Raw genomic sequence first — 24,949 nt, forward strand, 5'->3', positions numbered from 1 at the left:
GTGGTTCGCCAGCTTGTTAAATAGGGACAGAGTAAATCGGAACGGGAGGAATTAGTGCTCGATATAGTCCGCTTTTTTTAGTTGGCCGTGCCCGGGTTCGTGCCCGGCCGCGGTTTAGGCGGCCGTCCACGCTTGGCCGGCGCAACACGGCGCTCGCTCTGCTTGGCGAGCATGGAGATGAATTTTTCAGAACCGAGCGGCCAGCCCTTTCGAGTGGCTTCGCTGAGCGCATCCACTTCGCGCGCAGTAAGTCCTTGATTCATCAGGTCCTTGTAAGCGGCCTCCCGCTCAAACGGGGTGTTGCCCAAGGCCCAATAGAGGGGGTGGTCGGTGATCAGGGGATCGGGTTTTACGCCCGCATGATGGGCATAACTGGACCACGCATAATCCGCCGGCTCCTGAACCAGACCGGAACGAACAGGGTTGGACTCGATGTAGCGGCTGCAAACAAGAAAATATTGTTCGGATTCAATCACGGTAGCCTTGTACCGCCCCTGCCAGAGTGTTCCCGCCCGGTCGTACCTGGTATTGAAGTAAGGCACGTAATGACGGCCGACCCATTGCATCATGCGTCCGAGGCCAGGCTCGTCGCTTGGAGAAACAAGCAGGTGCAGATGCGTGGGCATCAGCACATAGGCATGAACAGCCACCTTGAATTGCCTGGCAGCCTCACGCAACCAACGCAGGAAGGCGGAATAATCATCCGCGTCCCGAAAAATCGGTTGGCGGTCAGTGCCGCTTTGAATGATGTGATGCGGCTGATGAGGAACGACGAGTCGCGGAAGTCTGGCCATGACGGAATTAGAACATTAAACCGACAGCCTTCGCGCCCTTCGCCGCGAAATTTTCTCCGCAGTGGTGCCACTGCTATTGCGCCTCACATATGCGCGTTGAGGGTGTTGCGCCAGGGCGATCGCTGCGGAATGAATTCGATGACGTCGCTTTGCGTCGTGCTCTCCGGAACACGCGTGCCTTTTTTTCCTTCCGAACGAGCATAAATCGTGGCGTGGATATTGGTTTCGGACGGGAGTTTTCGGGCTGAAAAGCGCACAACCCGGATCCCGGCACGGTCCAGATAGGCCTCGCGCGCCGCCGCCCGCCGGCTCATGCGAACGCCATGGTCCAGTTCAACCACGGCAACCAGGCGCATATCCATGTCAAACACGGCGTAACCCACTTTCAGTCCCTCGATCGCCGCGTGTGCCGTTTTGCGCACCCGGCCGATACCCGTCGGCTCGATTAGTGCGGACAGCGGCATGCGTGGAAAGACCAGGCAGTCGGGAAGCGCCCTGCGCAAGCGATAAAAAAAATCACGCTCCCTGCCGGTTAGCAGATTTTTTTTGCGATAACGCGCAGGCTTTTCTCTTCCGAAGAAAAACCAGAGAACCAGACCGCCGCAGATAATAGTAAAAAAAACGGTTGTCTCACTCATCGCAACCCCTCTTTTTCATTATTAATATAATAATAATATTTATGCTGAATATTAACACTTTTTACATACTAGACGGCAACATAGAGCGGCAGGCAGGTGAAAGTATTGAGGTTTCGCAAATTTCGCCATGGAAGGCCTCCATGGCCAATGGATAGGCCGCATTGAACCGAGGTCACACTACAGGGCTGATATCGCAGAGGCGTCATTGCACCCGCTCGCTCGCACCGAAGTGCATTGTGAATGCGCGGAGAGGAGCTCAGCGGAAAAGAAAGCTAAGAGGGGCGGCGTCCCCAGGATGCGCCGCCGAGTCGATGCTGTTCCATTGCGCGCATCACGAGAGTGCGCAATTCATCAAGCGGCCCAACCTCTGCCTGCTCGATCTTTGCGGCCATTTTGCTCATGTCCCAGTCGCCGTAAATAAAGCCGACCGGGTTGCGGTTCACCGTCAAGGGCAGAACCATGAAACTGCGCACCGTGGGCAGAGTCTCCTTCCACCAGCGCGGCAGTTTGTTGACGAATCCCGGGTCACGGGCATTTTCAACGAAGATCATCTTGTCGTTCGCCAACGCGGCATGAAACACGTCCGGCTCATACGCATCGTTGAATACCAGGCACGGCAGCACTTCCTGCGCACCTTCGCCAAAACCCATTTGGGCGAAATATTGCGACTTTTCCTTGTTCCGGGTGAACGCGATGGCGCGACTGAATCCCAAACCCTGATAGACGGTTTCCAACGCCATCGACATCAGTTGTCCAATATTCGCGCTTTCCATCACGCCACGCAGGTCGGTCACACCGCGTGCCAGAATCGATGCGGCGTCGGCCGGCTTGCCGGTCGCAGCGGGCCGAGATCCAGCAGCGTCAAGATCGTTGCGCTTCATCAGGCGCTTCACGACCACATCTTCTTCCGCGGCACCGAGCTTGGCGGCATCGACAGCGGCGACGACCTCGGACGCATCGAGGCCAAGCATTTCCGAATAGTCGCCGGCCAGCTGTGAGAGCTCCGCCTGCACCGACGAACGATTGTCATGCAAAGCGCCGGCGCACAGCGAAGACAAGGTCGACAAGGCCGCCAGCCAGTCGCTGTGCGCAAGAGGCTCACCTACGGGTTTGGGCGGCATGTCCCGCAGCGTCTCGATCAGGGTTGAAGGCAGGCCCCATTGCTTGGCCACCTCGCGTCCAATCTCGTCCAGGCCCAGGCCGAGTATGGCGATTGTCGCGTCCTTTTCATCAACGTCCGTTTCCAGGCTGCGTTCCTGCACCTGCAGCCAGCGATCAGGCAGATAAAAGGTGACCATCAAGCGGCCAAGCGAATGCAGCATGGAGCACACAACCGCCTCTTCGGCGTCGCGCGTGCTCGCCGAATACGCCACCTGGCGGGCGATATAACCGGCCAGCACGGCTTTTTCCAGTTCTGCGCGGGCATTGGCGGAATCGGAGGATGCGCCCGAGAGTCCGTCGATCAGTTTCAGGCCCAATGCGATATGACCGATCGCCTCCGTGCCCAGGACAATCACAGCCTTCGATACCGTATTGATGCCTTGCCCGAATACCGAATACATCGCGCTATTGGCCAGCCGCAGCACTTTCTGCGTCAGCGCCGGATCCTGCAGCACGGTCGTGGTCATGTTGAATTCGCGGTCGTCATCGCCGCGCATGGCCGAAATGATGGCACCCACCACCTTGGAAAACCCGGGCAAATCGCCGCGCTCTCGCACGCGTGACCACAATAACTTGATCGTCTTGTCAGCGGTGAGGGGGTCCCTGTTCACAAAAGCGTCCATTCAATCTGATTTTCTCGTTATTGCGGAGCATGCACCGGAGCAGGCAGCGATTGCGCCGTTTTCAGTAGCTCAATAACTTGCTCGGGAAGCAACGGGCGGCCGGTCAGATATCCCTGGATCAGTCCGCAGCCGTGCTTGGCAAGGAATTGCAACTGCTCTTCGCTCTCCACGCCTTCTGCCACGGTGGATAGTTTGAGATGGCTTGCAAGGCTCAGCACCACGTCGCAGATCGCGGCATCCTTGACCGAGGCAGGCAGGTCCTTGATGAAGGCGCGATCGATCTTCAGCGTGGCGATCGGAAAGCGTTTCAGGTAGGCGAGTGAGGAATAGCCGGTGCCGAAGTCGTCGATCGCAATCCGCACATTGCGCGCGGTCATTTCAGTCAGCAGGGCTTCCGCGTGCTCGGGATCCGACATCAGGATGCCTTCCGTGATTTCCAGCAGCAACTGTTGTCCATTCAGTCCGGACAGCGTGATCGCCTCGTCCATGATGTCGAGGAACTGGTCGTTTCTGAACTGTCTTGGGCTGACATTGACCGAGACGTACAAGGGCCTGCCGGCAACTTCCTGGAATTGTCTGATCTGCATGCAGGCGGCCTTGAGCACCCATGCGCCGAGCAGGTTGATCAGTCCGTTGTTTTCAGCCATCGGGATGAACTGCGTGGGCGGCACCATGCCGAGCCCAGGGCGCGACCAGCGCATCAGCGCTTCGAATCCCATGATCTGCCGGCTGCGCGCGTCGACGATGGGCTGGTAATTCAGGAGGAATTCGCCATCCCTGACCGCCTGGAACATGGCTGCTTCCATCGACACGTCGTGTTCGGGCTGAGTGAATTTCTCGTTGCTATAGACGACGCAACGCGCCTTGCCGGTTTCCTTGGCGCGATACATCGCGGTGTCCGCATGGGCGAGCAGCTTCACTTCGCTGTCGCCATGCTCGGGGAAAATGGCCGCACCGATCGACGTGCCGACATAGAGGGTATGTCCCTGGATATCGAACGGGAGCTGCATCGCTGAAATCATGCGGCGCGCAATCGCCTGAATCTCCCCTTCCGATACCGCACCGGCAAGGACCGCTACAAACTCGTCGCCACCGACGCGCGCCAGCGTATCGATGTCGCGCAGCGTATCGCTCAATCGCATCGCGGCGACGCGCAGCAAGGAATCGCCGACCGGGTGCCCGAGGGCATCATTGACCTTCTTGAAGCCGTCCAGGTCAAGTGCCACGACGGCAAATCCCAGTCCCGTGCGGCGCGACTGCGCGATCGCCATGCGAATCCGGTCGGATAACAGCGACCGGTTCGGCAAACCGGTCAAAGCATCATGCGTGGCCATATGGCGCAGGCGTTCCTCGGTAGCCTGCTGCCCGGAGATATCCCGGCCGACGGCCAGCAGTTCGGTCTCGCCGCGTGCGTTCGGGTAGCTGCTGATTTGCAATTCGATCCACAACGCACTGTTCGGCGTTTTGAAGCGGACATTGGCCTTGCTGGGTTCAGTCGTTTCCAGAGCTCGCGTTACCGCGCCTTCAAGCACGGAGTGATCGGCGCTCAGGATCAGGGCGGGCAGAGGTTGGCCGATCAGCGCGACGCCGGAACCGATCAATGCGCCGGAGCGCTTGCTGGCGTGCAGGATGACAGTCTCCGCGTTCAAACGGAAAACGGCATCTCCGGCGGCCTCCATGAGGCTGTCGAATTGACTGTTGAGCGCAGTATCAGGCCGGTCCCGATGAATGGAAAACATTGTTGAAAATCAATTTCGGGTCAAGGCCGGAAGTCCGGCCGAATTCTAGCGGCCACACCTGCAATGCGCGATGTCAGACGCCGACTTAGCCATCTTAACAAATTGTTGTCAAGAAATTGAGCAGGGGATGCAATCTTGTTCTGGAAAGTGCCAAAAATGAAACAGTGAACCGTTACATGGCAAAAAAGCCCCGCGTTTGAAGGCGGGGCTTTTTTGGCTCAGGAAAGGATCAGAACGGAATATCGTCGTCCATATCACTGAAGTTCGGCGCCGGGCGCTGCTGCGGAGCACCGCGCGCAGCGCCGGCATTGCCTCCGCCGGCACTCTGCCGAGGTGCCGGAGCGCTGCTGCCGTACTCATCATCCATCGGCGCGCCACCACCCATGCCCTGACGGCTGCCAAGCATCTGCATGGTGTCGGCGATGATTTCGGTGGTGTAGCGTTCGACGCCGTCCTTGTCCGTCCATTTACGCGTCTGCAGGCGGCCTTCCACATAGATCTGCGAACCCTTTTTCAGGTACTGGCCGGCGATTTCCGCCAGCTTGCGGTAGAAGGTAATGCGGTGCCATTCGGTCAATTCCTTCTTTTCGCCGGTATTCTTGTCTTTCCAGCTTTCGGTGGTCGCAACCGCGATATTCGTGACTGCATCGCCGTTCGGCATGTAGCGCGTTTCAGGATCGCGCCCGAGGTTGCCGACGATAATGACTTTGTTGACGGATGCCATAAATTTCTCCTAAAGCTGACTGAGGTGGTATCGTGATTCAAATGCGGAATGGATTCAAGCGGATGCTTCAGCGGTGCCGCGCCGCGGCAGGCTTTTCATCTTCGCGGCAATTATAAGCCAGACAATTGTCAGCGCCGCGCCCGCCACAAAGACGGAAGACGGCCCGAGGTGCTGCTGCAACCAGCCCCCAAGTACACCGCCGCAGAACAGCGCCAACGCTTGCAGTGTGTTGTACACGCCGAGCGCACTGCCCTTCGCAGCCGGCGGCGCCATGCGGGATACCAGCGAAGGCTGGGTCGCTTCCAGGATGTTGAACGCGACGAAGAAGGCCAGCAGCAGCAGAACCAGCACCGACCAGTGCATGGAAGCCGGCCGGGACATGAAAGCCCACAAGCCGACCTGCACCAGTGCCAGCAAGGCAATGGCGCCCAGGAATACCTGTTTCATCTTGCCGCGCTTTTCGCCGACGAAGACAAAGGGCAGCATCAGCGCAACCGACGCGACCATGATCGGGAGATACAGCTTCCAATGGCCCGCAACCGGCAGGTCCATGTACTGCACAATGGCGGACGGCACCACCACGAACATCGACATTTGAGCCACATGCAGCGCAAATACGCCATAGTTCAGGCGCGCCAGCTCGCGGTCGGCCAGCACCTCGGAGAACGGGACTTCCTTCGCATGAATCTTTTGCGGCGCCGGCGGCACGATATATAGAACAACAAGAATGGCAATACAGGAAAGAATGCCGGTCAGTGCGAAGATGCCGCCCATCCCGATCAGGCGGTACATCACCGGCGCGGCGACCATGGAGATGGCGAAGGTCAATCCGATCGAGCCGCCGACCATCGCCATCGCCTTGGTGCGATGCTCGTCCCTTGTCGCATCCGCAATGAACGCGGTGACCGCCGCGGAGATCGCGCCGGCTCCCTGCACGGCGCGGCCGACGATCACCCAGGTGAGCGTGTGTGCCGACGCGGCGATAAAGGAACCGAGTGCAAACAGGACCAGGCCGATAATGATGATGGGCTTGCGTCCAAATTTATCGGAAGCAATACCGAACGGGATCTGCCCGAAGGACTGCGTCAAACCATAAATTCCCATTGCCAAACCGACCAGAGCTGCGCTTTCGCCGCCGGGAAGTGTCTTTGCGTGCACGGCGAAGACAGGCAGGATCAGGAACATGCCGAGCATGCGCAGCGCGAAAATCGATGCCAGCGACAGGCTGGAACGGATTTCCATGGGGGTCATGCGACTGCTCGGTTCGACGGATGATGAGGTGGGCATGGTGCTCTGGAAGGGTTGAACCTGAAGATACGATGGACTTTAAAACCCGTTATAGTATCAGGTTGACCCGTTTCGGCGCCGGTATCGACAGGAAACATCCCGCTTGGGAATGCTTCCTGTCGATACCGGCGCTCAGCTCTCGTTGAAAGCAGTTCATGGAAGAAATAAGAATTCGCGGCGCACGTACACACAATCTGAAAAACATCAACCTGGAATTGCCTCGCAACCAATTGATTGTCATTACAGGTCTGTCCGGCTCCGGCAAGTCCTCGCTCGCCTTCGATACCTTGTACGCGGAAGGCCAGCGGCGCTATGTCGAGTCGCTTTCAGCCTATGCGCGCCAGTTCCTGCAGCTGATGGAAAAGCCGGATGTCGACCTGATCGAAGGCTTGTCGCCGGCGATCTCCATCGAACAGAAGGCCACCTCGCACAACCCGCGCTCGACAGTCGGCACCGTGACCGAAATCCACGACTACCTGCGCCTGCTGTATGCGCGCGTCGGCACGCCGTATTGCCCGGACCATCCGGAAAATCCGCTCGCGGCGCAATCCGTTTCGCAGATGGTCGATGCCGTACTGGCAATGCCGGAGGACACCAAGCTGATGATCCTCGCGCCCGTCGTCGCCAACCGCAAGGGTGAACATGTCGACTTGTTCGAAGACATGCAGGCACAGGGCTTTGTCCGCTTCCGCATCCAGAGCGGCACGCATGCAGCGCGCATCTATGAAGTCGACGACCTGCCGAAACTGAAGAAGACCGAGAAGCACACGATCGACGTCGTGATCGACCGCCTGAAGATCAAGGCCGATGTGAAGCAAAGGATTGCGGAGAGTTTCGAGACCGCATTACGCCTGGCGGAAGGCCGTGCCATTGCCCTCGAAATGGACAGCGGCAAGGAGCATCTTTTCTCCAACAAATTCGCCTGCCCTACCTGCGGCTACGCATTGCAGGAACTGGAGCCGCGCCTGTTCTCCTTCAACAATCCGATGGGCGCCTGCCCGGAGTGCGACGGCCTCGGCCACATCGAGTTCTTCGACCCGAAGCGCATTGTGGCCTTCCCCAACCTGTCGCTCGCGAGCGGTGCGATCAAGGGCTGGGACCGGCGCAACCAGTTCTATTTCCAGATGCTGTCGAATCTCGCGGAGCACTATGCGTTCGATCTGGACACGCCGTTCGAGAAACTGCCCGAGCAGGCGCAGCATGCAGTGCTGTACGGCTCAGGCCGCCAGACGATTCCCTTCACCTACATCAACGAGCGCGGCCGTGCGGTCGTGCGCGAGCATACTTTCGAAGGCGTCGTGAACAATCTGCAGCGGCGCTATCGCGAGACCGATTCGATTGCCGTCAAGGAAGAGCTGGCAAAGTTCATCAATCAGAAGGAATGCCCATCCTGCAAAGGCGCGCGCCTGCGCATCGAAGCGCGGCACGTGAAAGTCGGTACCGGCAAGCAGCAGCGCTCGATCTACGAGATCGCGGCAACGCCATTGCGCGACACGCTGGAGTTTTTCGACAAGCTGAAGCTGACCGGCGCAAAAAAGGAAATCGCCGACCGCATCATCAAGGAAATCATATCGCGCCTGAAATTCCTGAATAACGTCGGCCTCGATTACCTGTCGCTGGAGCGCAGCGCGGATACCCTGTCCGGCGGCGAAGCGCAGCGCATCCGTCTTGCGTCGCAGATCGGCTCCGGCCTGACCGGCGTGATGTATGTGCTCGACGAACCCTCCATCGGCCTTCATCAGCGCGACAATGACCGCCTGATCAACACCTTGAAGCATCTGCGCGATATCGGCAACAGTGTGCTGGTGGTCGAACACGACGAGGATGCGATCCGTTGCGCGGACTACATCGTCGACATGGGCATCGGCGCCGGCGTGCATGGCGGCGAGGTCATTGCCAAGGGGCCGCTCAAAGACATCCTGAAGAACAAGAAATCGCTGACAGCCAAGTATCTGAATGGCTCGCTCACCATTCACATGCCGAAGAAGCGCACGGCGCCCGATCCGGAGCGGCAACTGGTGATCAGCGGCGCATCCGGCAACAATCTGAAAAGCGTGACGCTGGAGCTGCCTGTCGGTCTGCTGACCTGCATCACCGGCGTTTCCGGCTCGGGCAAATCCACGCTCATCAATGACACCTTGTACCACGCTGCCGCACGGCATTTGTATGGTTCGCAGACCGAGCCGGCCGCTTATGAATCGATCAGCGGACTGGAACATTTCGACAAGGTGATCTCGGTCGACCAGGCGCCGATCGGCCGCACGCCGCGCTCCAATCCGGCGACTTATACGGGTGTGTTCACGCCGATCCGCGATTTGTTCTCGACGGTGCCGACGGCCAAGGAACGCGGATACAGTGCCGGCCGCTTCTCTTTCAACGTCAAGGGCGGGCGCTGCGAAGCCTGCCAGGGCGATGGCGTGATCAAGGTTGAAATGCATTTCCTTCCGGACGTGTATGTGCCGTGCGATGTATGCCATGGCAAGCGCTACAACCGCGAGACGCTGGAAGTGCAGTACAAAGGGAAGAACATCCACGAAGTACTGGAGATGACGGTCGAGGAAGGTTTCGAATTCTTCAAGCCGGTACCGGTCGTCGCGCGCAAGCTGCAGACACTGCTGGACGTGGGTCTCGGCTACATCCGTCTCGGCCAGAGCGCGACCACGTTATCCGGCGGCGAAGCGCAGCGCGTCAAGCTCTCGCTGGAATTGTCCAAGCGCGATACCGGCCGCACGCTCTATATTCTGGATGAGCCGACCACCGGCCTGCACTTCCATGACATCGATCTGCTGCTGAAAGTGATTCATCGCTTGCGCGATCAGGGCAACACCGTGGTCATCATCGAGCACAACCTCGATGTGATCAAAACTGCCGACTGGATCATCGACCTGGGACCGGAAGGCGGCGCCGGCGGCGGACAGATCATCGCGACCGGCACGCCGGAAGATGTGGCGAAGACACCGGTGAGCTTTACCGGCCAGTATCTGGCGCCGATGCTCAAGAAAAAATAAGGCAAGGGAGGCAACATGGCAAAGCATCTGCGCATTGTCGGATTGGTGCAAGGTGTGGGCTATCGCGCTTCCTTTGAACGGCAGGCGCGGGCCTTGAAGCTGTCGGGCTGGGTGCGCAACCGCGCCGACGGTTCGGTGGAGGCGGTGGTTCGCGGAAGCCCGGAGGCGATTGAAAAAATCGTCGCCTGGGCCAGACGCGGGCCGTCAGCCGCGCAGGTACGAGAGGTCGCGATTACCGATATGGAAGACCACGCCGTGTCTGAAGAGTACTTTGAAGTACTGCCCACACATTAGAGCGGCTTTCATATTAGTGCAGGGGGCGCATTCCCATCCACAACCCCGCAGGCACGAATGCCAGCGCGGCCAGGTTCCCCAGCAGGACAATCGACGCCACCTTGTCCGGCTCCTGCTTGTATTGTTCGGCCACCATGAAACAGAAAACCGCCGGCGGCAAGGCTGCAAAGAGATACATCTGACCGCGCTGCATCGGTGTCAGGCTGAGCACGCCGTCCAGCAACCATGCAACGATCAATCCGGCCAGCGGACACACGATGGCGCCTGCCAGGCCGATATGCCAGCTTTTGAAATTCACATCGAGCATGCGCACGCCGAGCGCAAACAGCATGATCGGAATGCACGCGTCGCCCAGCATTTTCAATGCCTGCATCAGCGGCACTGGCAAGCTGATGTGGAATACGGCGAAGACCATGCCGAGCATCATCGACAGCATCATTGGACTGACCAGAAAACGCCAGAACGGCGTGTGCTGATTGCGACCGCTCTCGATGATCTTGATACCGACGGAAAAGTAGATCAGATTGCAGGCCATGAACAGGGCCACCGCTGCCGAGAGCCCGGCAGTGCCGAATGCAAGCACGGCAAGCGGCAAACCCATGTTGCCGCAATTGTTGTACATCATCGGCGGCACGAAGCTGCGCGGGTCATAGCCCAGCAGTCGCGCAACCGGCCATGCCAGCAGCCCGGAACCGAGAGCAATCAGCACGCCGGCCAGGATCAATGTTGCGTTCTGCGCCAGGTCGAACTCCTTTGCCGCCAGCGCGGCGAATACGAGCAGAGGGCACAGCACATCCATGCTGACGCGGTTGACGGCAACCATGTCCGACTTGACGCTGTCGCCACGCAAGCGCGCGTATCCGTAACCCAGGCCGATGATGATGAAGACCGGCAGGATAATGCCGAGGATGCGTTCAAAAACTTGCATGAGAAAATTCTTTCGATCAAAGCTGCTGCCTGCAGCATTGTAGCGAGATATGCGCAATCGCGTTTTCTGCGCAGCAATCGAAAGACGCAGTGGCCGATTTGCCAATGCGAGTGCCAATTCAATGATGCTTACTTCGGTGTCATTTCAGCAAACGCTCTTCTGCCCGAACGACACTCTCGCTGGCTCCGCGCAAGACCACGATGTCGCCGACATGCAGAATCGTTTCCGGCGTAACCTCGACACGGCTCTTGCCGCGTCGCACGATCGACACCTCGGCGCCGAGCTCGCCCAGTTTCAGCGACGAGAGTGATTTTCCGACGGACTTCGCGCCTTCCGGCACGGTCACGGAATGCAATCGCACATGCATATGATCCGCGTCTTCCGGCGCATCGCTGGCGCCGTGAAAATAGCCGCGAAGCGAGGCATAGCGTTCGTCGCGCGCCGCCTGCACGCGATGCACGACGCGCCGCAGCGGCACACCCAGCATCACGAGCGCATGCGACGCCAGCATCAGACTGCCCTCGATCGCTTCCGGCACCACTTCCGCCGCACCGGCCTCACGCAATTTATCGAGATCGGAATCGTCATGGCTACGCACGATGACCGGTAGCGTGGGCGCCAGCTCATGGGCAAAATGCAGAACCTTGAGTGCGGACGGCGTGCTCGCATAAGTAACAACCAAGGCGGCAGCACGATGAATGCCGGCGGCCACAAGACTCTCGCGGCGCGCGGCATCGCCATACGACACATTGGCTCCGGCGGCCTGCGCCTCACGCACGCGGTCGGGATCGAGATCCAGCGCGTGATAGGGAATGTGTTCTTCCTCCAGCAGCCTCGCCAGGCTCTGGCCGCTGCGACCGAAACCGGCGATCAATACATGCTTTTGCGTACTCATGGTGCGGGTCGCAATTTGCGTCAACGCAAGCGACTGCATCATCCACTCGTTGGCGGACAGCTTCAACACGATGGCATCGGACTTGGCGATGATGAACGGCGCGGCGAGCATCGACAACACCATCGACGCCAGGATCAACTGGATCAGCAAGGGATCCATCAGCTTCAATCCTCCAGCCTGGTTCAGCAGGACGAAACCGAATTCGCCGGCCTGCGCCAGGCCGAGGCCGGTACGCAAGGCCACACCCGTCGATTGGCCGAACAGCTTGGTGAGCATCGCGATCAGGCCGAATTTGAGCAGCACCGGGCCGATCAGGAGCAGCAGCACCAGCCACCAGTTTTCCATCACCAGCCGCATGTTGAGCAACATGCCGACCGTAATGAAGAACAAGCCCAGCAGCACGTCGCGAAAAGGCTTGATGTCTTCTTCCACCTGGTGCTTGTATTCGGTTTCCGAGATCAGCATGCCGGCAACGAAGGCGCCTAGCGCGAGCGACAAGCCGGCCTGCTCCGTGATCCATGCCGCGCCCAGCGTGATGAGCAGGAGGTTAAGCATGAACAGTTCCTGCGAGCGGCGCTTGACGACGATGTGAAACCAGCTGCGCATCAGGCGCTGGCCGATCACCAGCAGCAAGACCAGCACGACGCCGGCCTTCATTGCAGCCAAGGCAAGCGTGACGAGAAGGTCTTCGGTATTCATGGCCAGCGCCGGTACCAGAATCAGCAGCGGCACCACGGCGATATCCTGGAACAGCAGAATGCCGACGATCTGCCGGCCATGCTGGCTGTCCAGCTCCAGCCTCTCGGTCAACATCTTCGAAACGATCGCCGTCGACGACATCGCGAGCGCGCCGCCGACCGCGAATGCCGCGCGCCAGCTGATGTTGGACAGTTGCGGCAGCAAGTGCGCAGTGAGCCATCCGAACAACATGGTAGCCAGCAGCGTCAGCAGCACCTGCGCCATGCCAAGGCCGAACACGGTCTTGCGCATCGACGACAGTTTCGGCAGCGAAAACTCCAGGCCGATCGAGAACATGAGAAACACCACGCCGAATTCCGCCAGCCTGTTGGTCGTCTCGGTCTCATGGACCAGGCCGAAACCGTAGGGACCGACGACGACGCCGACAAGCAGGTAACCGAGCATGGGTGGCAGATGCATCATGCGAAATGCCACGACGCCGAGCACGCCGGCGCTGAGTAGAATAAGCGTGAGTTCGAGAGCCGAAAACATGGATTATGAAAAATGCATCGAAACGCGGCGTTGTTCTTTCGCTTTGGCTCGTCCGACGCAGATTTTTGTTATGACTGGCAGATTTTTTGCTTTCACAATTCGTTTATACTTCCCGCATGAGTGTAACCGATGCAAAATCCCCGCCGGAAGCTTTTGATACAAAAAGCGCAAAACGCGCGCTGGATCTCGCCTGCGAAACGCTGCAGATCGAAGCGGACGCGATTCTCGCGCTGAAAAACCGACTTTCCGGCAACTCGCGCGACAGCTTCTTGCAAGCCGTCGCATTGTTATTGCAATGTCATGGCCGCGTCGTGGTTTCCGGCATTGGCAAGTCGGGCCATATTGCCCGCAAGATTGCCGCCACCCTTGCCTCGACCGGAACGCCGGCGCTATTCGTGCATGCCGCCGAGGCGCTGCACGGCGACCTCGGCATGATCACCCAGAACGACGTGCTGATCGCCATTTCCAATTCGGGCGAAGCGGCAGAGTTCATCGCGATCATCCCGATCATCAGACGCATGGGCGCCAAGCTCGTGGCGATCACCGGGAACGATGCATCGCGCCTGGCGCAACTTTCCGATATCCACCTGGATGCGCGCGTCGACAAGGAAGCTTGCCCCTTGAACCTCGCTCCCACGGCCAGCACCACCGTCACGCTGGCCCTGGGCGATGCACTCGCCGTGGCACTGCTCGACGCCCGCGGTTTCCGCGAAGAGGACTTTGCCCGTTCGCACCCGGGCGGCGCGCTCGGCAGGCGGCTGCTTACCCATGTGCGCGACGTGATGCGCAGCGGCGATGCCGTTCCCGCGGTGACCGCCGGCATTTCGCTGCCGACCGCCTTGCTCGAGATCACGAAAAAAGGCATGGCAATGACTGCCGTGGTGGACGATGCGCACAAGGTCATTGGTGTCTTCACCGATGGTGACTTGCGGCGTCTGATCGAGACCGTGCAGGATTTCAGCAAGCTGACCATGGCCGATGTCATGCACCACAATCCGCGCACGATTGGACCGGATCAACTGGCAGTTGAAGCCGTCGAGGTGATGGAGCAGTTCCGCATCAACCAGTTGCTGGTGGCGGATGCCGACGGGACACTGGTCGGCGCGCTCCATATTCATGATCTGACTCGCGCCAAGGTGATCTGATGCAGGACGATGCTCTCTTCAGGGCCGCGCGCATACGGCTCATGATTTTTGATGTGGATGGCATCCTGACCGACGGCAGCCTGCACTACGGCCCGAACGGCGAGATGATCAAGACCTTTAACGTGCTCGACGGACATGGCATCAAGCTGTTGCAGCAATCCGGCGTGTCAACAGCGATCATCAGTGCGCGCAAGTCGGATATCGTGGTCCGGCGCGCCGCCGATGTCGGCATTCATCATGTTTATCAGGGTGTGCATGACAAGCGCATGGCCTTCGAGCAATTGTTGTCGGATACTGGCATCGCCCCCGAAGCATGCGGATTCATCGGCGACGACGTGATTGACCTGCCTATCCTGTTGCGTTGCGGCTTTTCCGCCAGCGTGCCGAACGCGCACAGCGAGGTGCGCTCGCGCGTCCATTACCTCACGCAGGCTGCCGGTGGTCGTGGTGCGGCCCGCGAACTGTGCGACTTCATCCTGCGCGCGCAAGGCAACTACGAGGCGGCGCTCGCGCCGTATCTGGCATGATCAGCGGCCGCACGGGGCTCCGCTTCCGCATATTGGCATTCGCCTTGCCGGCCATTGCGCTGGCGCTCGGAAGTTTCTGGTTGCTGGAGGTGATGCGCAGGTCGGCCGGCGACTTCATTCCGGACAAGGAACGCAGCGAGCCGGATTTTTATGTCGAGAAATTCAGTTACGTAAAGCTGGGAAAGACGGGCAAAGTGCAGTATCACTTTTCCGGCGCGAAATTGACGCACAACCCCAAAGACGATTCTTACGACATCACGCTGCCGGTCATCAACAATCTCGGCGAAGCGACGATGCCGATGACGATGCGTTCCGAACGCGCGCATGTCAACAGCGATAACAGCAGGATTCAGTTGTTCAACAACGTGCAGATCGACCGACCCGCATCCGCGACGACTCAGCATCTGCATGCGAGCTCGGAATACCTGCTGGTCCTGCCCGACGATGAAGTGATGAAAACCGATGAACCGGTGGAGATCAAGCTCGGCACGTCCACGCTTAATGGCGTCGGCATGTTCGCCGACAACGCGACGCGCGAGTTCCGCCTGACCAGCAATGTTCATGGCACGTATCAAGCCCCGCAGCGTTAAATCGAGATATAACTTGAGGCACCACTTTCGAGACCATACATGAAACGTTTCTTCTCCTTGCTGCTGTTGATGTTCAGCACAACTGTCGCAGGCGGCGCCCATGCCGAGAAAGCGGACTTCGAGAAACCGACCAACGTCGAAGCCAATCAGATGGCCTATGACGATGTGAAGCAAATCAATACCTTCACCGGCAATGTGATCCTGACGCGCGGCACGCTGGTCATGCATGCGCAAAAGTTGACCGTGTCCCAGGACCCGGCGGGTTACCAGTACGCAACGCTGCTTGCCGCGCCGGGCGGTCTCGCCACGTTCCGTCAGAAGCGCGACGCCGGACCGAATCAGTGGGTTGAAGGGCAAGCTGAACGCATCGAATACGACGGCAAGACGGAGATCGTGAAACTCTTCTCCAAAGCCAGGATACGCAGGCTGGAAGGAACGAAGCCCACCGACGAGGTCGAGGGCGAATTCATTTCCTACGATAGCCGCGCCGAGTTCTTCACGGTCAACAACACGCCGTCCGGCGAGAACAAGGTGGGCGGCGGCCGCATCAAAGCCGTTATCCAGCCGCGTACCGAGTCAAAGGGCAAATGAAGATGGCAAGTACTCTGGTCGTCCGCGGCTTGCAGAAAAGTTATGGCACACGCCAGGTGGTGAGCGACGTATCCTTGGAGGTTGAAAGCGGCGAGGTCGTCGGGCTGCTCGGCCCGAACGGTGCGGGCAAGACAACTTCGTTTTACATGATCGTTGGTCTGGTGCCGTCGGATGCCGGTGAGATCGACCTGAATGGTGTCGGCATTTCGCGCTTGCCGATCCATCGGCGTGCAGTGCTCGGCCTGTCCTATCTGCCGCAGGAAGCGTCGGTGTTTCGCAAGCTGAGCGTGGAAGACAACATTCGCGCCGTACTCGAACTCCAGCGCGTCGACGACAAGCCGCTGTCGCGCGACGAGATCGAAAAGCGCCTGAATACGCTTCTCGCGGACTTGCAGATCGAGCGGCTGCGCGAGAACCAGGCCTTGTCACTCTCGGGCGGCGAACGGCGGCGTGTGGAAATCGCGCGGGCACTGGCAACGAATCCGCGCTTCGTGTTGCTGGATGAACCCTTCGCGGGGGTCGACCCGATTGCGGTGATTGAAATCCAGCGCATCGTGCGATTCCTGAAGGAACGCGGCATCGGCGTACTGATCACAGACCACAACGTGCGCGAGACGCTCGGCATCTGTGATCGTGCTTACATCATTAACCAGGGCTCGGTACTTGCGAGCGGTCGCCCGGACGACATCATCGCCAACGAATCAGTGCGGCGGGTGTATCTGGGTGAACACTTCAGGATGTAAGGGCAGCTTGCAAACACATGAAACAAACTCTCCAACTTCGAATCTCGCAACATCTTGCGCTGACGCCTCAGCTGCAGCAATCGATCCGTTTGCTGCAATTGTCGACGCTTGAACTGCATCAGGAGCTGGAACAAATCCTTTCCGACAACCCGCTTCTGGAGCGCATCGACGACCCGCTCGACAATTCTGTCCGCCTGCTGGCGGATGGCGCAATCAGCGCGACCCCGAGTCTCAACGGGAGCACGTCGGAAATGCCGGCGGCCGAAAGCAGTCCTTCTGCTCCGGAAGAATCGGAAGGCGGCTTTGAGGGTGGCGACGCCGGCGATGCGCCCGCCTCCGGCGAAGCCGAATGGAGTTTCGACGATGTCGCGCGCACATCCAAGGCGCCGGAAGACGACGATTCGCGCCCGCAACTTGAAGCGCATGAGACCACCTTGCGCGAACACCTGCTGGAACAAATGCGCGTCACGGTGCACGAATTGCGCGACCGCGCCTTGGTCGAATTGATCATCGATGCCTTGAACGACAACGGCTATCTGGAAGAGCCGATCGAGGAAATCCATGCACGCTTGCCGGAGGAGCTCGGGGTCGACATCGAGGAATTGCAGGTCGCGTTGAAATTGCTGCAGAGTTTCGATCCGGCGGGTGTCGGCGCGCGCAATGCCTCGGAATGCCTGTCGATTCAAATCCGGCGCTTCCCGAAAGTGCCGATGGTGACGCGTCGCCGGGCACTGCAGATCGTCGAGCATCATCTCGCCCTGTTCGCGCAGCGCGATTTCAACAAGCTGAAGAAAATCCTCGATTGCGACGATGAAGACCTGCGTGAAGCGCAGTACGTGATCAAGCGCTGCAATCCGCATCCCGGCGCCCTGTTCGCGTCCGACACATCGGATTTCGTCGTACCGGATGTCATTGTCAAGAAGACAAAGAACGGCTGGCAGGTGATGCTGAACCACGACGTCATGCCGCGCCTGCGGGTCAATGCGATGTACGCCAACATCCTCAAGCAAAGCAAGGGTGAGGGGTCACTCACTTCTCAGCTGCAGGAGGCCAAATGGCTGATCAAAAATATGCGGCAGCGCTTCGACACGATATTGCGCGTTGCACAAGCCATCGTCGACCGTCAACGCAATTTTTTCTCGCACGGCGCGGTCGCCATGCGCCCTCTTGTCTTGCGTGAAATTGCTGATACACTTGGTTTACACGAGAGCACTATTTCTCGTGTAACAACTCAAAAATACATGCTGACTCCTCATGGCATGTTTGAGTTGAAGTACTTTTTCGGTAGCCACGTCGCCACCGAAGCGGGAGGAGAAGCGTCTTCGACGGCGATACGTGCACTGATCAAACAATTGATAGGAGCAGAAGACCCCAAGAATCCATTCTCAGATAGCAAAATCGCGGATATGTTGGGGGAACAAGGCATGGTGGTCGCACGACGCACAGTCGCGAAATACCGCGAAGCCCTGAAAATCCCTCCAGTCAATCTGCGCAAATCCCTGTAGTCATCGTGTTGTAGTGTTGTCTCGTTGCTGTGTTCTGGCGTAGCCTGCTACACGGAATTGCAGGCATGTTGGGAACCTCCGGCGACGCTATCCATAGGAGCGCGTATGAATCTCACAATCAGTGGACATCATCTCGAACTGACCCCCTCCATCCGTGAGTATGTGCAGACCAAGCTGGAACGGATCAAGCGCCATTTCGATCATGTCATTGATGTAGCGGTCATCCTGGCCGTGGAAAAGCTCCCTGAAAAGGAAAAAAGGCAAAGAGCCGAAATCAACCTCCGACTGCGAGGAAATGTCATCCATGTTGAGAGTATCGCCGAGGACCTGTATGCGGCAATCGACATGTTGATCGACAAACTGGACCGCCAGGTCCTCCGATACAAGACCAAACTCCAGGATCATCAGCACGCAGCGATCAAGCACATGCCGGACGTGCAGCCTGCTGGCTAGGGAGTCCACTTTTGCCGACGATGTCGGCTGCCAAAATCAGGGCGCATTCGAATGCGCCCTTTTTTATTGTCCGCAGCGCCGGAATCGACTGTCAATCGCGCGACTGAAGTGTTTCAGCATTGCCGCTAGAATACGTCGAACATCAACCATTCCATCCGTCATGACTGAATTCGTTCATACCGCCATCAAGAACAAGATCGGCTTCATTACCCTCGATCGCCCCAAGGCACTCAATTCACTGTCCCTCGAGATGGTACGCACCATCACCGAAGCACTACATGCATGGTGCAAGGACGACGGTGTTCGCGCTGTGCTGATTCGCAGCAGCAGCGACAAGGCATTCTGCGCCGGCGGCGATATCCGCTTCTTCTACGAAGCTGGCCGCAACACGCCGCAGCATGGCAGCGCGCTGCTCGAGGACTTCTTCACGGAGGAATACGCACTCAACCATCTCATCCACCATTATCCGAAACCGTATATCGCCGTCATGGATGGCATCGTCATGGGTGGCGGCATGGGCGTTGCACAAGGTGGCGAAACGAACCGCCTGCGCGTCGTCACCGAACGTACCAAAATGGCGATGCCGGAAGTGAACATCGGGCTGTTCCCGGACGTCGGCGGCAGCTACTTCCTGTCCCGCGCTCCCGGCCAGCTCGGCACTTATCTCGCGGTAACAGGAGAGATCATCGGCGCAGCAGATGCGCTCTATGCCGGCCTGGCCGATGTGTACATCCCTGCGGCACAACTATCCTCACTGATGGAGCTGCTGGAATCGACGGAGTACTCTGACGCACGTCAGGCAATTCGCGATTTCGCAAGGCAATTCGAGACGCATGCAGATCCCGCACGTAGCGCGCTCGCCCAGGAACGCGCGACGATCGATCGGCACTTTGTGCACGACCAAGTCGCTGCGATCGCTTCATCACTGCAACGTGACGACAATGCCTTTTCGCAGAAGACGCTGAACACCATGACGAAGCGGTCGCCACTGATGATGTGCGTGACGCTGGCGCAATTGCGGCGCGGCGCGGGCATGAGCGTCGCAGAATGCCTGCGCATGGAACGCACGATGGTTCGGCGCAGTTTCGAGAACGGTGAAGTGCTGGAGGGAATCCGGTCCGTTGTCATCGACAAGGACAATGCGCCGAAATGGATGCCGGCGACATTGGATGGCGTCACAACAGACATGATCGAGCGCTTCTTTGCCCCTGCCTGGCCCGCGCATGCACATCCGCTGCGTGATCTCGATTAGATCTCGTCGATTCGAAACAGCCGCCGGTGTTCGCGCATGGCGTAACGGTCGGTCATGCCGGCGATATAGTCGGCCACCTTGCGTGCCTGCGCTTGCAGCTTGTCGTCGCCGTGCTCACCCGAGAGCATCTGATAGTCCGGCGGCAGCAGGCGCGGCTCCTGCATGAAGGCCTCGAACAGTTCACGGATGACGCGGCGCGCCTTGCTGGTCATGCGATTGACCATGTAGTGGTGGTACAGATTCTCGCGCAGGAATCGTTTCAACTGCGCCGCCTGTTGACGCATCTCGTCGGAGAAGGTGATCAATGCGGGGGAATCACGCACCGCGTCGACACTCGTCAGTCCGGCATCCTGAATGCGCGCTTGCGATGTCTGGATCAGATCGACGACCAGTGCGTTGATCATCCGGCGAATGGTTTCGTGTATGGCGCGCCGGCCGCTGATGCCCGGATAAACCGCTTCCACTTCGCCGCGATACCGTGCGTAGAAATCGATTTCATCCAGCTGCGCGGTCGTCAGCAACCCCGATCGCAATCCGTCGTCGACATCGTGATTGTTATATGCGATCTCGTCGGCAAGGTTCGCCAATTGCGCTTCCAGCGTCGGCTGCTTCTTCTGGATGAAGCGCAATCCGATGTCCCCAAGTTGTTGTGCATTCGGATGCGAACAATGCTTGAGTATGCCTTCACGCGTTTCGAACATCAGGTTCAGGCCATTGAATGCGCCGTAATGCTCCTCCAGGTCATCGACCACGCGCAGGCTTTGCAGGTTGTGTTCAAAGCCACCATAATCCTTCATGCATGCATTCAGCGCCTCCTGTCCGGCATGGCCGAACGGCGTGTGTCCGAGGTCATGTGCGAGTGAAATCGCTTCGACCAGATCTTCATTCAGATGCAGGTTACGCGCAATGGAGCGTGCGATTTGCGCGACTTCGATACTGTGCGTCAGGCGAGTGCGAAATAGGTCTCCCTCGTGATTGACGAAGACTTGCGTCTTGTATTCAAGCCTGCGGAACGCGGTGGAGTGAATGATGCGATCGCGATCGCGCTGGAATTCGCTGCGCGACGTCGGTGGCGTTTCCGGAAAGCGCCGCCCCCGCGACGCCTCTGGCCGTGCGGCATAAGGTGCGAGGTAGGCGTCGAAATTCATTTATTTGACTCTGTCTTCCAGGGTCGCCAGCAAGGCATCCTGCGGAACCGGCATGATGACCGAGGTGCCCAGCGGCTTGAGCAGAATAAACTTGATCTGGCCGCCCTCGTTTTTCTTGTCGACCTGCATCAGCTCCAGCCAGCGATCCTTGCCGAGATTCGGCGCCACCACGGGCAAGCCGGCTGCCTTCACCAGCGCGACGACGCGCTTCTTGGCCATGGCGTCGATAAAACCGAGACGATGCGACAAATCCGCGGCCATTACCATGCCGCAACCCACCGCCTCGCCGTGCAACCACTCGCCGTAGCCTAGCCCTGCTTCGATGGCGTGGCCAAATGTGTGGCCGAAATTCAGAATGGCGCGCAGCCCCCCTTCACGCTCGTCCTGCCGCACCACGTCTGCCTTGATCTCGCAGGACCGCTTGATAGCATACGCCAAGGCATCCGCGTCGCGGGCAACGAGCTTCGCCATGTTCGATTCGATCCAATCGAAAAACGCCGGATCGATGATCGCGCCATGCTTGATCACTTCTGCGAGGCCGGCGGCAAGTTCGCGTGCCGGCAAGGTATTCAGGGTCGTGGTATCGGCAATGACGGCTTGCGGCTGGTAAAACGCGCCGATCATGTTCTTGCCGAGCGGATGATTGATGCCGGTCTTGCCGCCAACCGATGAGTCGACCTGCGCCAGCAAGGTCGTCGGCACCTGGATGAAGGGCACGCCGCGCATGTAGGTCGCCGCGGCAAAACCCGTCATATCGCCGATCACCCCGCCGCCAAGCGCGATCAACGTCGTCTTGCGATCACATTTTTCGCCGAGCAGAACGTCGAACACCCGCATCAGGTTGGACCAGTTCTTTTCCTCTTCGCCATCAGGCAACACAATCGTCGTGACCTGTTTGCCGGCGGCGGTCAGTCCGCGAACCAGTGTCTCGAGATACAGCGGACCGACAGTAGTATTAGTAACAATAGCTGCCCGTTGGCCCGCGATGTTGCGGGCCACGAGGTCGGAATCGGATAGAAGCGACTGCCCGATGGTAATCGGATAGCTACGATCCCCTAGATCGACATGCAATGTGATCGGGGAAGCTTGTTGCGTCATCATCAAAAGTGTCAGGAAGTTGGGTTCGTCTTATCCCCGTCCTGCCCCTTGGAACACGATTCCAGCTGGGTCAAGATGGTTTGTACCAGTGATTGTACGTTAGGACGGCCGGTATCGATAATCAGATCGGCAACTTCAAGGTAATAGGGCTCGCGCTCGCGAGAGAGTTGTTCGAGCTTTTGGCGCGGATCGGCAGTCTGCAGCAAGGGGCGGTTCTTGTCGTGGCTGGTCCTCTGAAGAATGCTGCTGACACTCGCCCTCAGGTAAATCACCGTGCCATGCGCCTTGAGGCATGCACGATTTTCCGGTCGCAAAATTGCTCCGCCGCCGGTCGCCAGCACAATGTTGTCAAGTTCCGTCAACTCGCGAATCACTTCCGATTCGCGCTGACGAAACCCCGCCTCTCCCTCGATTTCAAAGATCAATGGAATAGAGGCGCCGGTACGCGCCTCTATTTCATGGTCAGAATCGATGAAGCGTTTGTCCAGCTTTTTGGCGAGGGCGCGGCCGACTGTCGTCTTGCCGGCGCCCATCAGGCCTACGAGGAAAATATTCGACACTAGTTGGCTACGTTGCAGGCATTAACTCCATACGGATTTGGATCGCCTGGGGGGCTGGTCGATGCGTTCTGTAAATCGCCAGCAAGAATGGGCAAAATATATTCTTGTGTGCTATACGTCGCCTCGGTTCCCGCCACGCTGCCGCGGACGGTCAAAATAATTGAAGTCCAGTTCGCCCTGTCCTTTGGATATCGAATCGAAATTATTGCAGTTCCCGTTGCATCCGTCTGTCCGCTCGATGAGACGTTAAGCGGAGTACCTGGGTCAAGAACTCCATTAAGATTAAAGTCTTCGCCAGCATCTAAAATGCCGTTCATGGTGCCGCTGTCTTCATTTTCGCATTGGTATATCCGTTGGGCATTCCACCCGGCTTTTACCGTAACCGAATCTGCAGGCAGACCGGCAGCTACAGCTGCGGCTTTCAGTGCATCTACCTCTTCTTGAGTATAGGTCTTATACGAGCCCTTGTAATAGTGAACGACTCGGACAGATGCAGTCACGTTGACGCCCGAAACCGGATTGCCCGTAGCGTCGGTCACGAACACGGAATAGTCCTGTTTGTATTGAGTCGTGTTTGGAACATCCAGCGTATTTCCGGTGCCCGCAGTAATAAACAGAGATTTTCGGGACACGGTTAAAGTAGTGCTTGCGGTTTTGCTCGTTCCCTGGATTTTTGCCTGGATTTGCACACCATTCGTCTGCGTAGTGGCCGCTCCCGCAATAAAATCGACCGTCGCGCTTCCGTCACTTCCCGTGGTAGCAACTGGTGTCGAAAGACTGCCTCCGCTCGGATCACTTGTAATCGTAAATTCGATTACTGCATCTTTTACCAAGTTGTTGTTCACAGTGCCATCACGAATGACAACGGTCAAACGGCTTCGCTCATTTTGACTTGTTGCATTCGTTCCTATGACTGCGGGCTCAGCTTGCATGGCGATGGTTGCCGTCGACGTTAGCGGTGCGGCAAACTCCAGGTTTGTCTGCGCGGTGGGACCGTTCACTACAGTGGCAATAATTGTTGCGACACCAGCAGTATCGGATTTGATATATGCCGCCGCGTCGCCCGCCACAACCTGCACGCCGCTTGCCGTCAATGCCTGAGTACAAACATTGTCGGTGTACAGCCCGCCGCGCGAAGCCGTGATATTCACAGTCCCCGTTTGCGGTACGCCAGCATTTTCATAACGTGCCGCAATTTTCGTACAGGATCCAGTGCTGGTTTGTGCGTTGCCACTACTGTTGACGGTGGTTCCGACCGTTGCAACCCGTAAGCTAACCGAATTTACCGTATAGGAGACCGACTTGGTTGCCCCTTGAGATGCAAAAGAAAGCGTGTCAGTGCCCGATTGCGCTCCCGAGATGCGTACCGAGACTTGACCTACCGAGTTCGTGAGAGGCGACGAGGAACTTCCTCCTCCAGAACTCAAAATGGAAATTGGATTGCCCTTCGCGGAAGAAATCGTCACCGGGACATTAGGCACAGCGACGCCGGCCGAATCTTTCACCGAAATCACGAAATCGCCCGTCCCGCCAGACGTGATCGTCGTGGGGCCGGTTGCGGTCACGGCCGTACCGCTGACGGTTACAGTCCCTGTCGTTGAGACATTTCCTGCTTTTGCCGTAATCGTGATCGTTCGATTGGCCCGATCGCCCGATGTGCTAAGTTTGGCAGTTGCTTTTCCGCTTGTGTCAGTTGCTGCGGATACATCACTTAAGGCACCTGAACTTGCTGAAAAAGTAACGGGAACCGACGGAATAGTGTTGTTATTGGCATTCTTTACGAGTGCAGTGATGGTTACCTCTGTACCCGTCGCCCCGGCAGATGGCAACTCGGGAGTACTGAAAAGCAACGACACCGATGTTGCTGTTGTGGAGGTAGAACCGCTACCGCCAGCAACAGTGCCCGGTGATCCGCCTCCCCCGCCGCAAGCCACCAACGCGATCGCCGCAAGCCCAGTGACTCCCATATGGACTGCGTTTCGGAAAATATTTGTTATCGAGCCAAATTTCATTTTT

20 protein-coding genes and 1 pseudogene are annotated in these 24,949 nt (G+C 58.2%); 10 read left to right on the forward strand and 11 right to left on the reverse strand.

Features of this window, described 5'->3' with window-relative positions:
• Positions 1 to 77: 77 nt before the first annotated feature.
• From VJ651_RS16870 to VJ651_RS16895, 6 genes are all read right to left on the reverse strand, one after another.
• The gene (locus VJ651_RS16870; protein WP_324108562.1) at positions 78 to 794 is read right to left on the reverse strand and encodes a transposase; all 717 of its coding nucleotides are present in this window, start codon (positions 792 to 794) and stop codon (positions 78 to 80) included.
• Between the two features lie 83 nt (positions 795 to 877).
• Positions 878 to 1,432 (reverse strand): DUF2726 domain-containing protein, encoded by a 555-nt coding sequence (locus VJ651_RS16875; protein ID WP_324108563.1) that lies wholly within the window; start codon positions 1,430 to 1,432, stop codon positions 878 to 880.
• 272 nt (positions 1,433 to 1,704) lie between these two features.
• Positions 1,705 to 3,204, reverse strand: coding sequence for an HDOD domain-containing protein (locus tag VJ651_RS16880; RefSeq protein ID WP_324108564.1), 1,500 nt, complete (start codon positions 3,202 to 3,204; stop codon positions 1,705 to 1,707).
• 29 nt (positions 3,205 to 3,233) lie between these two features.
• The gene (locus tag VJ651_RS16885) at positions 3,234 to 4,955 is read right to left on the reverse strand and encodes a putative bifunctional diguanylate cyclase/phosphodiesterase (RefSeq protein ID WP_324108565.1); all 1,722 of its coding nucleotides are present in this window, start codon (positions 4,953 to 4,955) and stop codon (positions 3,234 to 3,236) included.
• Between the two features lie 229 nt (positions 4,956 to 5,184).
• Positions 5,185 to 5,679 carry a single-stranded DNA-binding protein gene (gene ssb / locus VJ651_RS16890; protein WP_324108566.1) on the reverse strand — a complete coding sequence of 165 codons (495 nt, stop codon included), beginning with the start codon at positions 5,677 to 5,679 and terminating at the stop codon, positions 5,185 to 5,187.
• A 54-nt stretch (positions 5,680 to 5,733) separates the two neighbouring features.
• Positions 5,734 to 6,930 (reverse strand): MFS transporter, encoded by a 1,197-nt coding sequence (locus VJ651_RS16895; protein ID WP_324108567.1) that lies wholly within the window; start codon positions 6,928 to 6,930, stop codon positions 5,734 to 5,736.
• A 191-nt stretch (positions 6,931 to 7,121) separates the two neighbouring features.
• On the opposite strand from VJ651_RS16895, the gene uvrA reads away from it, so the two are divergent.
• Positions 7,122 to 9,974, forward strand: coding sequence for an excinuclease ABC subunit UvrA (gene uvrA, locus VJ651_RS16900; protein ID WP_324108568.1), 2,853 nt, complete (start codon positions 7,122 to 7,124; stop codon positions 9,972 to 9,974).
• 15 nt (positions 9,975 to 9,989) lie between these two features.
• Positions 9,990 to 10,268: an acylphosphatase gene (locus tag VJ651_RS16905; RefSeq protein ID WP_324108569.1), complete on the forward strand. Its 279-nt coding sequence runs from the start codon at positions 9,990 to 9,992 to the stop codon at positions 10,266 to 10,268.
• A gap of 13 nt (positions 10,269 to 10,281) precedes the next feature.
• Here VJ651_RS16905 and VJ651_RS16910 read toward each other — a convergent pair whose 3' ends face one another.
• Positions 10,282 to 11,196 carry an AEC family transporter gene (locus VJ651_RS16910; RefSeq protein WP_324108570.1) on the reverse strand — a complete coding sequence of 305 codons (915 nt, stop codon included), beginning with the start codon at positions 11,194 to 11,196 and terminating at the stop codon, positions 10,282 to 10,284.
• 139 nt (positions 11,197 to 11,335) lie between these two features.
• Positions 11,336 to 13,321: a monovalent cation:proton antiporter-2 (CPA2) family protein gene (locus VJ651_RS16915; RefSeq protein ID WP_324108571.1), complete on the reverse strand. Its 1,986-nt coding sequence runs from the start codon at positions 13,319 to 13,321 to the stop codon at positions 11,336 to 11,338.
• A gap of 116 nt (positions 13,322 to 13,437) precedes the next feature.
• Here VJ651_RS16915 and VJ651_RS16920 point away from each other — a divergent pair, with 116 nt between their 5' ends.
• From VJ651_RS16920 to VJ651_RS16955, 8 genes are all read left to right on the forward strand, one after another.
• Positions 13,438 to 14,466: a KpsF/GutQ family sugar-phosphate isomerase gene (locus tag VJ651_RS16920; protein WP_324108572.1), complete on the forward strand. Its 1,029-nt coding sequence runs from the start codon at positions 13,438 to 13,440 to the stop codon at positions 14,464 to 14,466.
• A 41-nt stretch (positions 14,467 to 14,507) separates the two neighbouring features.
• On the forward strand, positions 14,508 to 14,993 hold the full coding sequence (locus tag VJ651_RS16925) for an HAD family hydrolase (protein ID WP_324108573.1): 486 nt from the start codon (positions 14,508 to 14,510) through the stop codon (positions 14,991 to 14,993).
• Positions 14,990 to 15,583, forward strand: coding sequence for an LPS export ABC transporter periplasmic protein LptC (gene lptC / locus VJ651_RS16930; protein ID WP_324108574.1), 594 nt, complete (start codon positions 14,990 to 14,992; stop codon positions 15,581 to 15,583). Before VJ651_RS16925 ends, lptC begins: the two co-directional genes overlap by 4 nt.
• Before the next feature lie 39 nt (positions 15,584 to 15,622).
• Positions 15,623 to 16,174, forward strand: coding sequence for a lipopolysaccharide transport periplasmic protein LptA (lptA, locus tag VJ651_RS16935; RefSeq protein WP_324108575.1), 552 nt, complete (start codon positions 15,623 to 15,625; stop codon positions 16,172 to 16,174).
• Positions 16,175 to 16,176: 2 nt separating this feature from the next.
• Positions 16,177 to 16,917, forward strand: a complete 741-nt coding sequence (lptB, locus tag VJ651_RS16940; protein ID WP_136417830.1) for an LPS export ABC transporter ATP-binding protein — start codon at positions 16,177 to 16,179, stop codon at positions 16,915 to 16,917.
• A 17-nt stretch (positions 16,918 to 16,934) separates the two neighbouring features.
• Positions 16,935 to 18,422 carry an RNA polymerase factor sigma-54 gene (locus VJ651_RS16945; protein WP_324108576.1) on the forward strand — a complete coding sequence of 496 codons (1,488 nt, stop codon included), beginning with the start codon at positions 16,935 to 16,937 and terminating at the stop codon, positions 18,420 to 18,422.
• A 105-nt stretch (positions 18,423 to 18,527) separates the two neighbouring features.
• The gene (gene hpf, locus VJ651_RS16950) at positions 18,528 to 18,875 is read left to right on the forward strand and encodes a ribosome hibernation-promoting factor, HPF/YfiA family (protein ID WP_324108577.1); all 348 of its coding nucleotides are present in this window, start codon (positions 18,528 to 18,530) and stop codon (positions 18,873 to 18,875) included.
• A gap of 160 nt (positions 18,876 to 19,035) precedes the next feature.
• Positions 19,036 to 20,127 (forward strand): enoyl-CoA hydratase/isomerase family protein, encoded by a 1,092-nt coding sequence (locus VJ651_RS16955; RefSeq protein ID WP_324108578.1) that lies wholly within the window; start codon positions 19,036 to 19,038, stop codon positions 20,125 to 20,127.
• Here VJ651_RS16955 and VJ651_RS16960 read toward each other — a convergent pair.
• From VJ651_RS16960 to VJ651_RS16975, 3 genes and pseudogenes are all read right to left on the reverse strand, one after another.
• Positions 20,124 to 21,275: a deoxyguanosinetriphosphate triphosphohydrolase gene (locus VJ651_RS16960; RefSeq protein WP_324108579.1), complete on the reverse strand. Its 1,152-nt coding sequence runs from the start codon at positions 21,273 to 21,275 to the stop codon at positions 20,124 to 20,126. The two genes, VJ651_RS16955 and VJ651_RS16960, sit on opposite strands and share 4 nt — an antisense overlap.
• Positions 21,276 to 22,906, reverse strand: a pseudogene (gene aroKB / locus VJ651_RS16965) (bifunctional shikimate kinase/3-dehydroquinate synthase AroKB). It lies immediately after the preceding gene.
• 26 nt (positions 22,907 to 22,932) lie between these two features.
• Entirely contained in the window at positions 22,933 to 24,945 is a 2,013-nt protein-coding gene (locus VJ651_RS16975) for an Ig-like domain-containing protein (RefSeq protein ID WP_324108582.1), read from the reverse strand.
• Positions 24,946 to 24,949: the final 4 nt, after the last annotated feature.

The organism is Noviherbaspirillum sp. (genome assembly GCF_035254865.1).
In the GTDB taxonomy this organism is placed as follows: domain Bacteria; phylum Pseudomonadota; class Gammaproteobacteria; order Burkholderiales; family Burkholderiaceae_D; genus Noviherbaspirillum.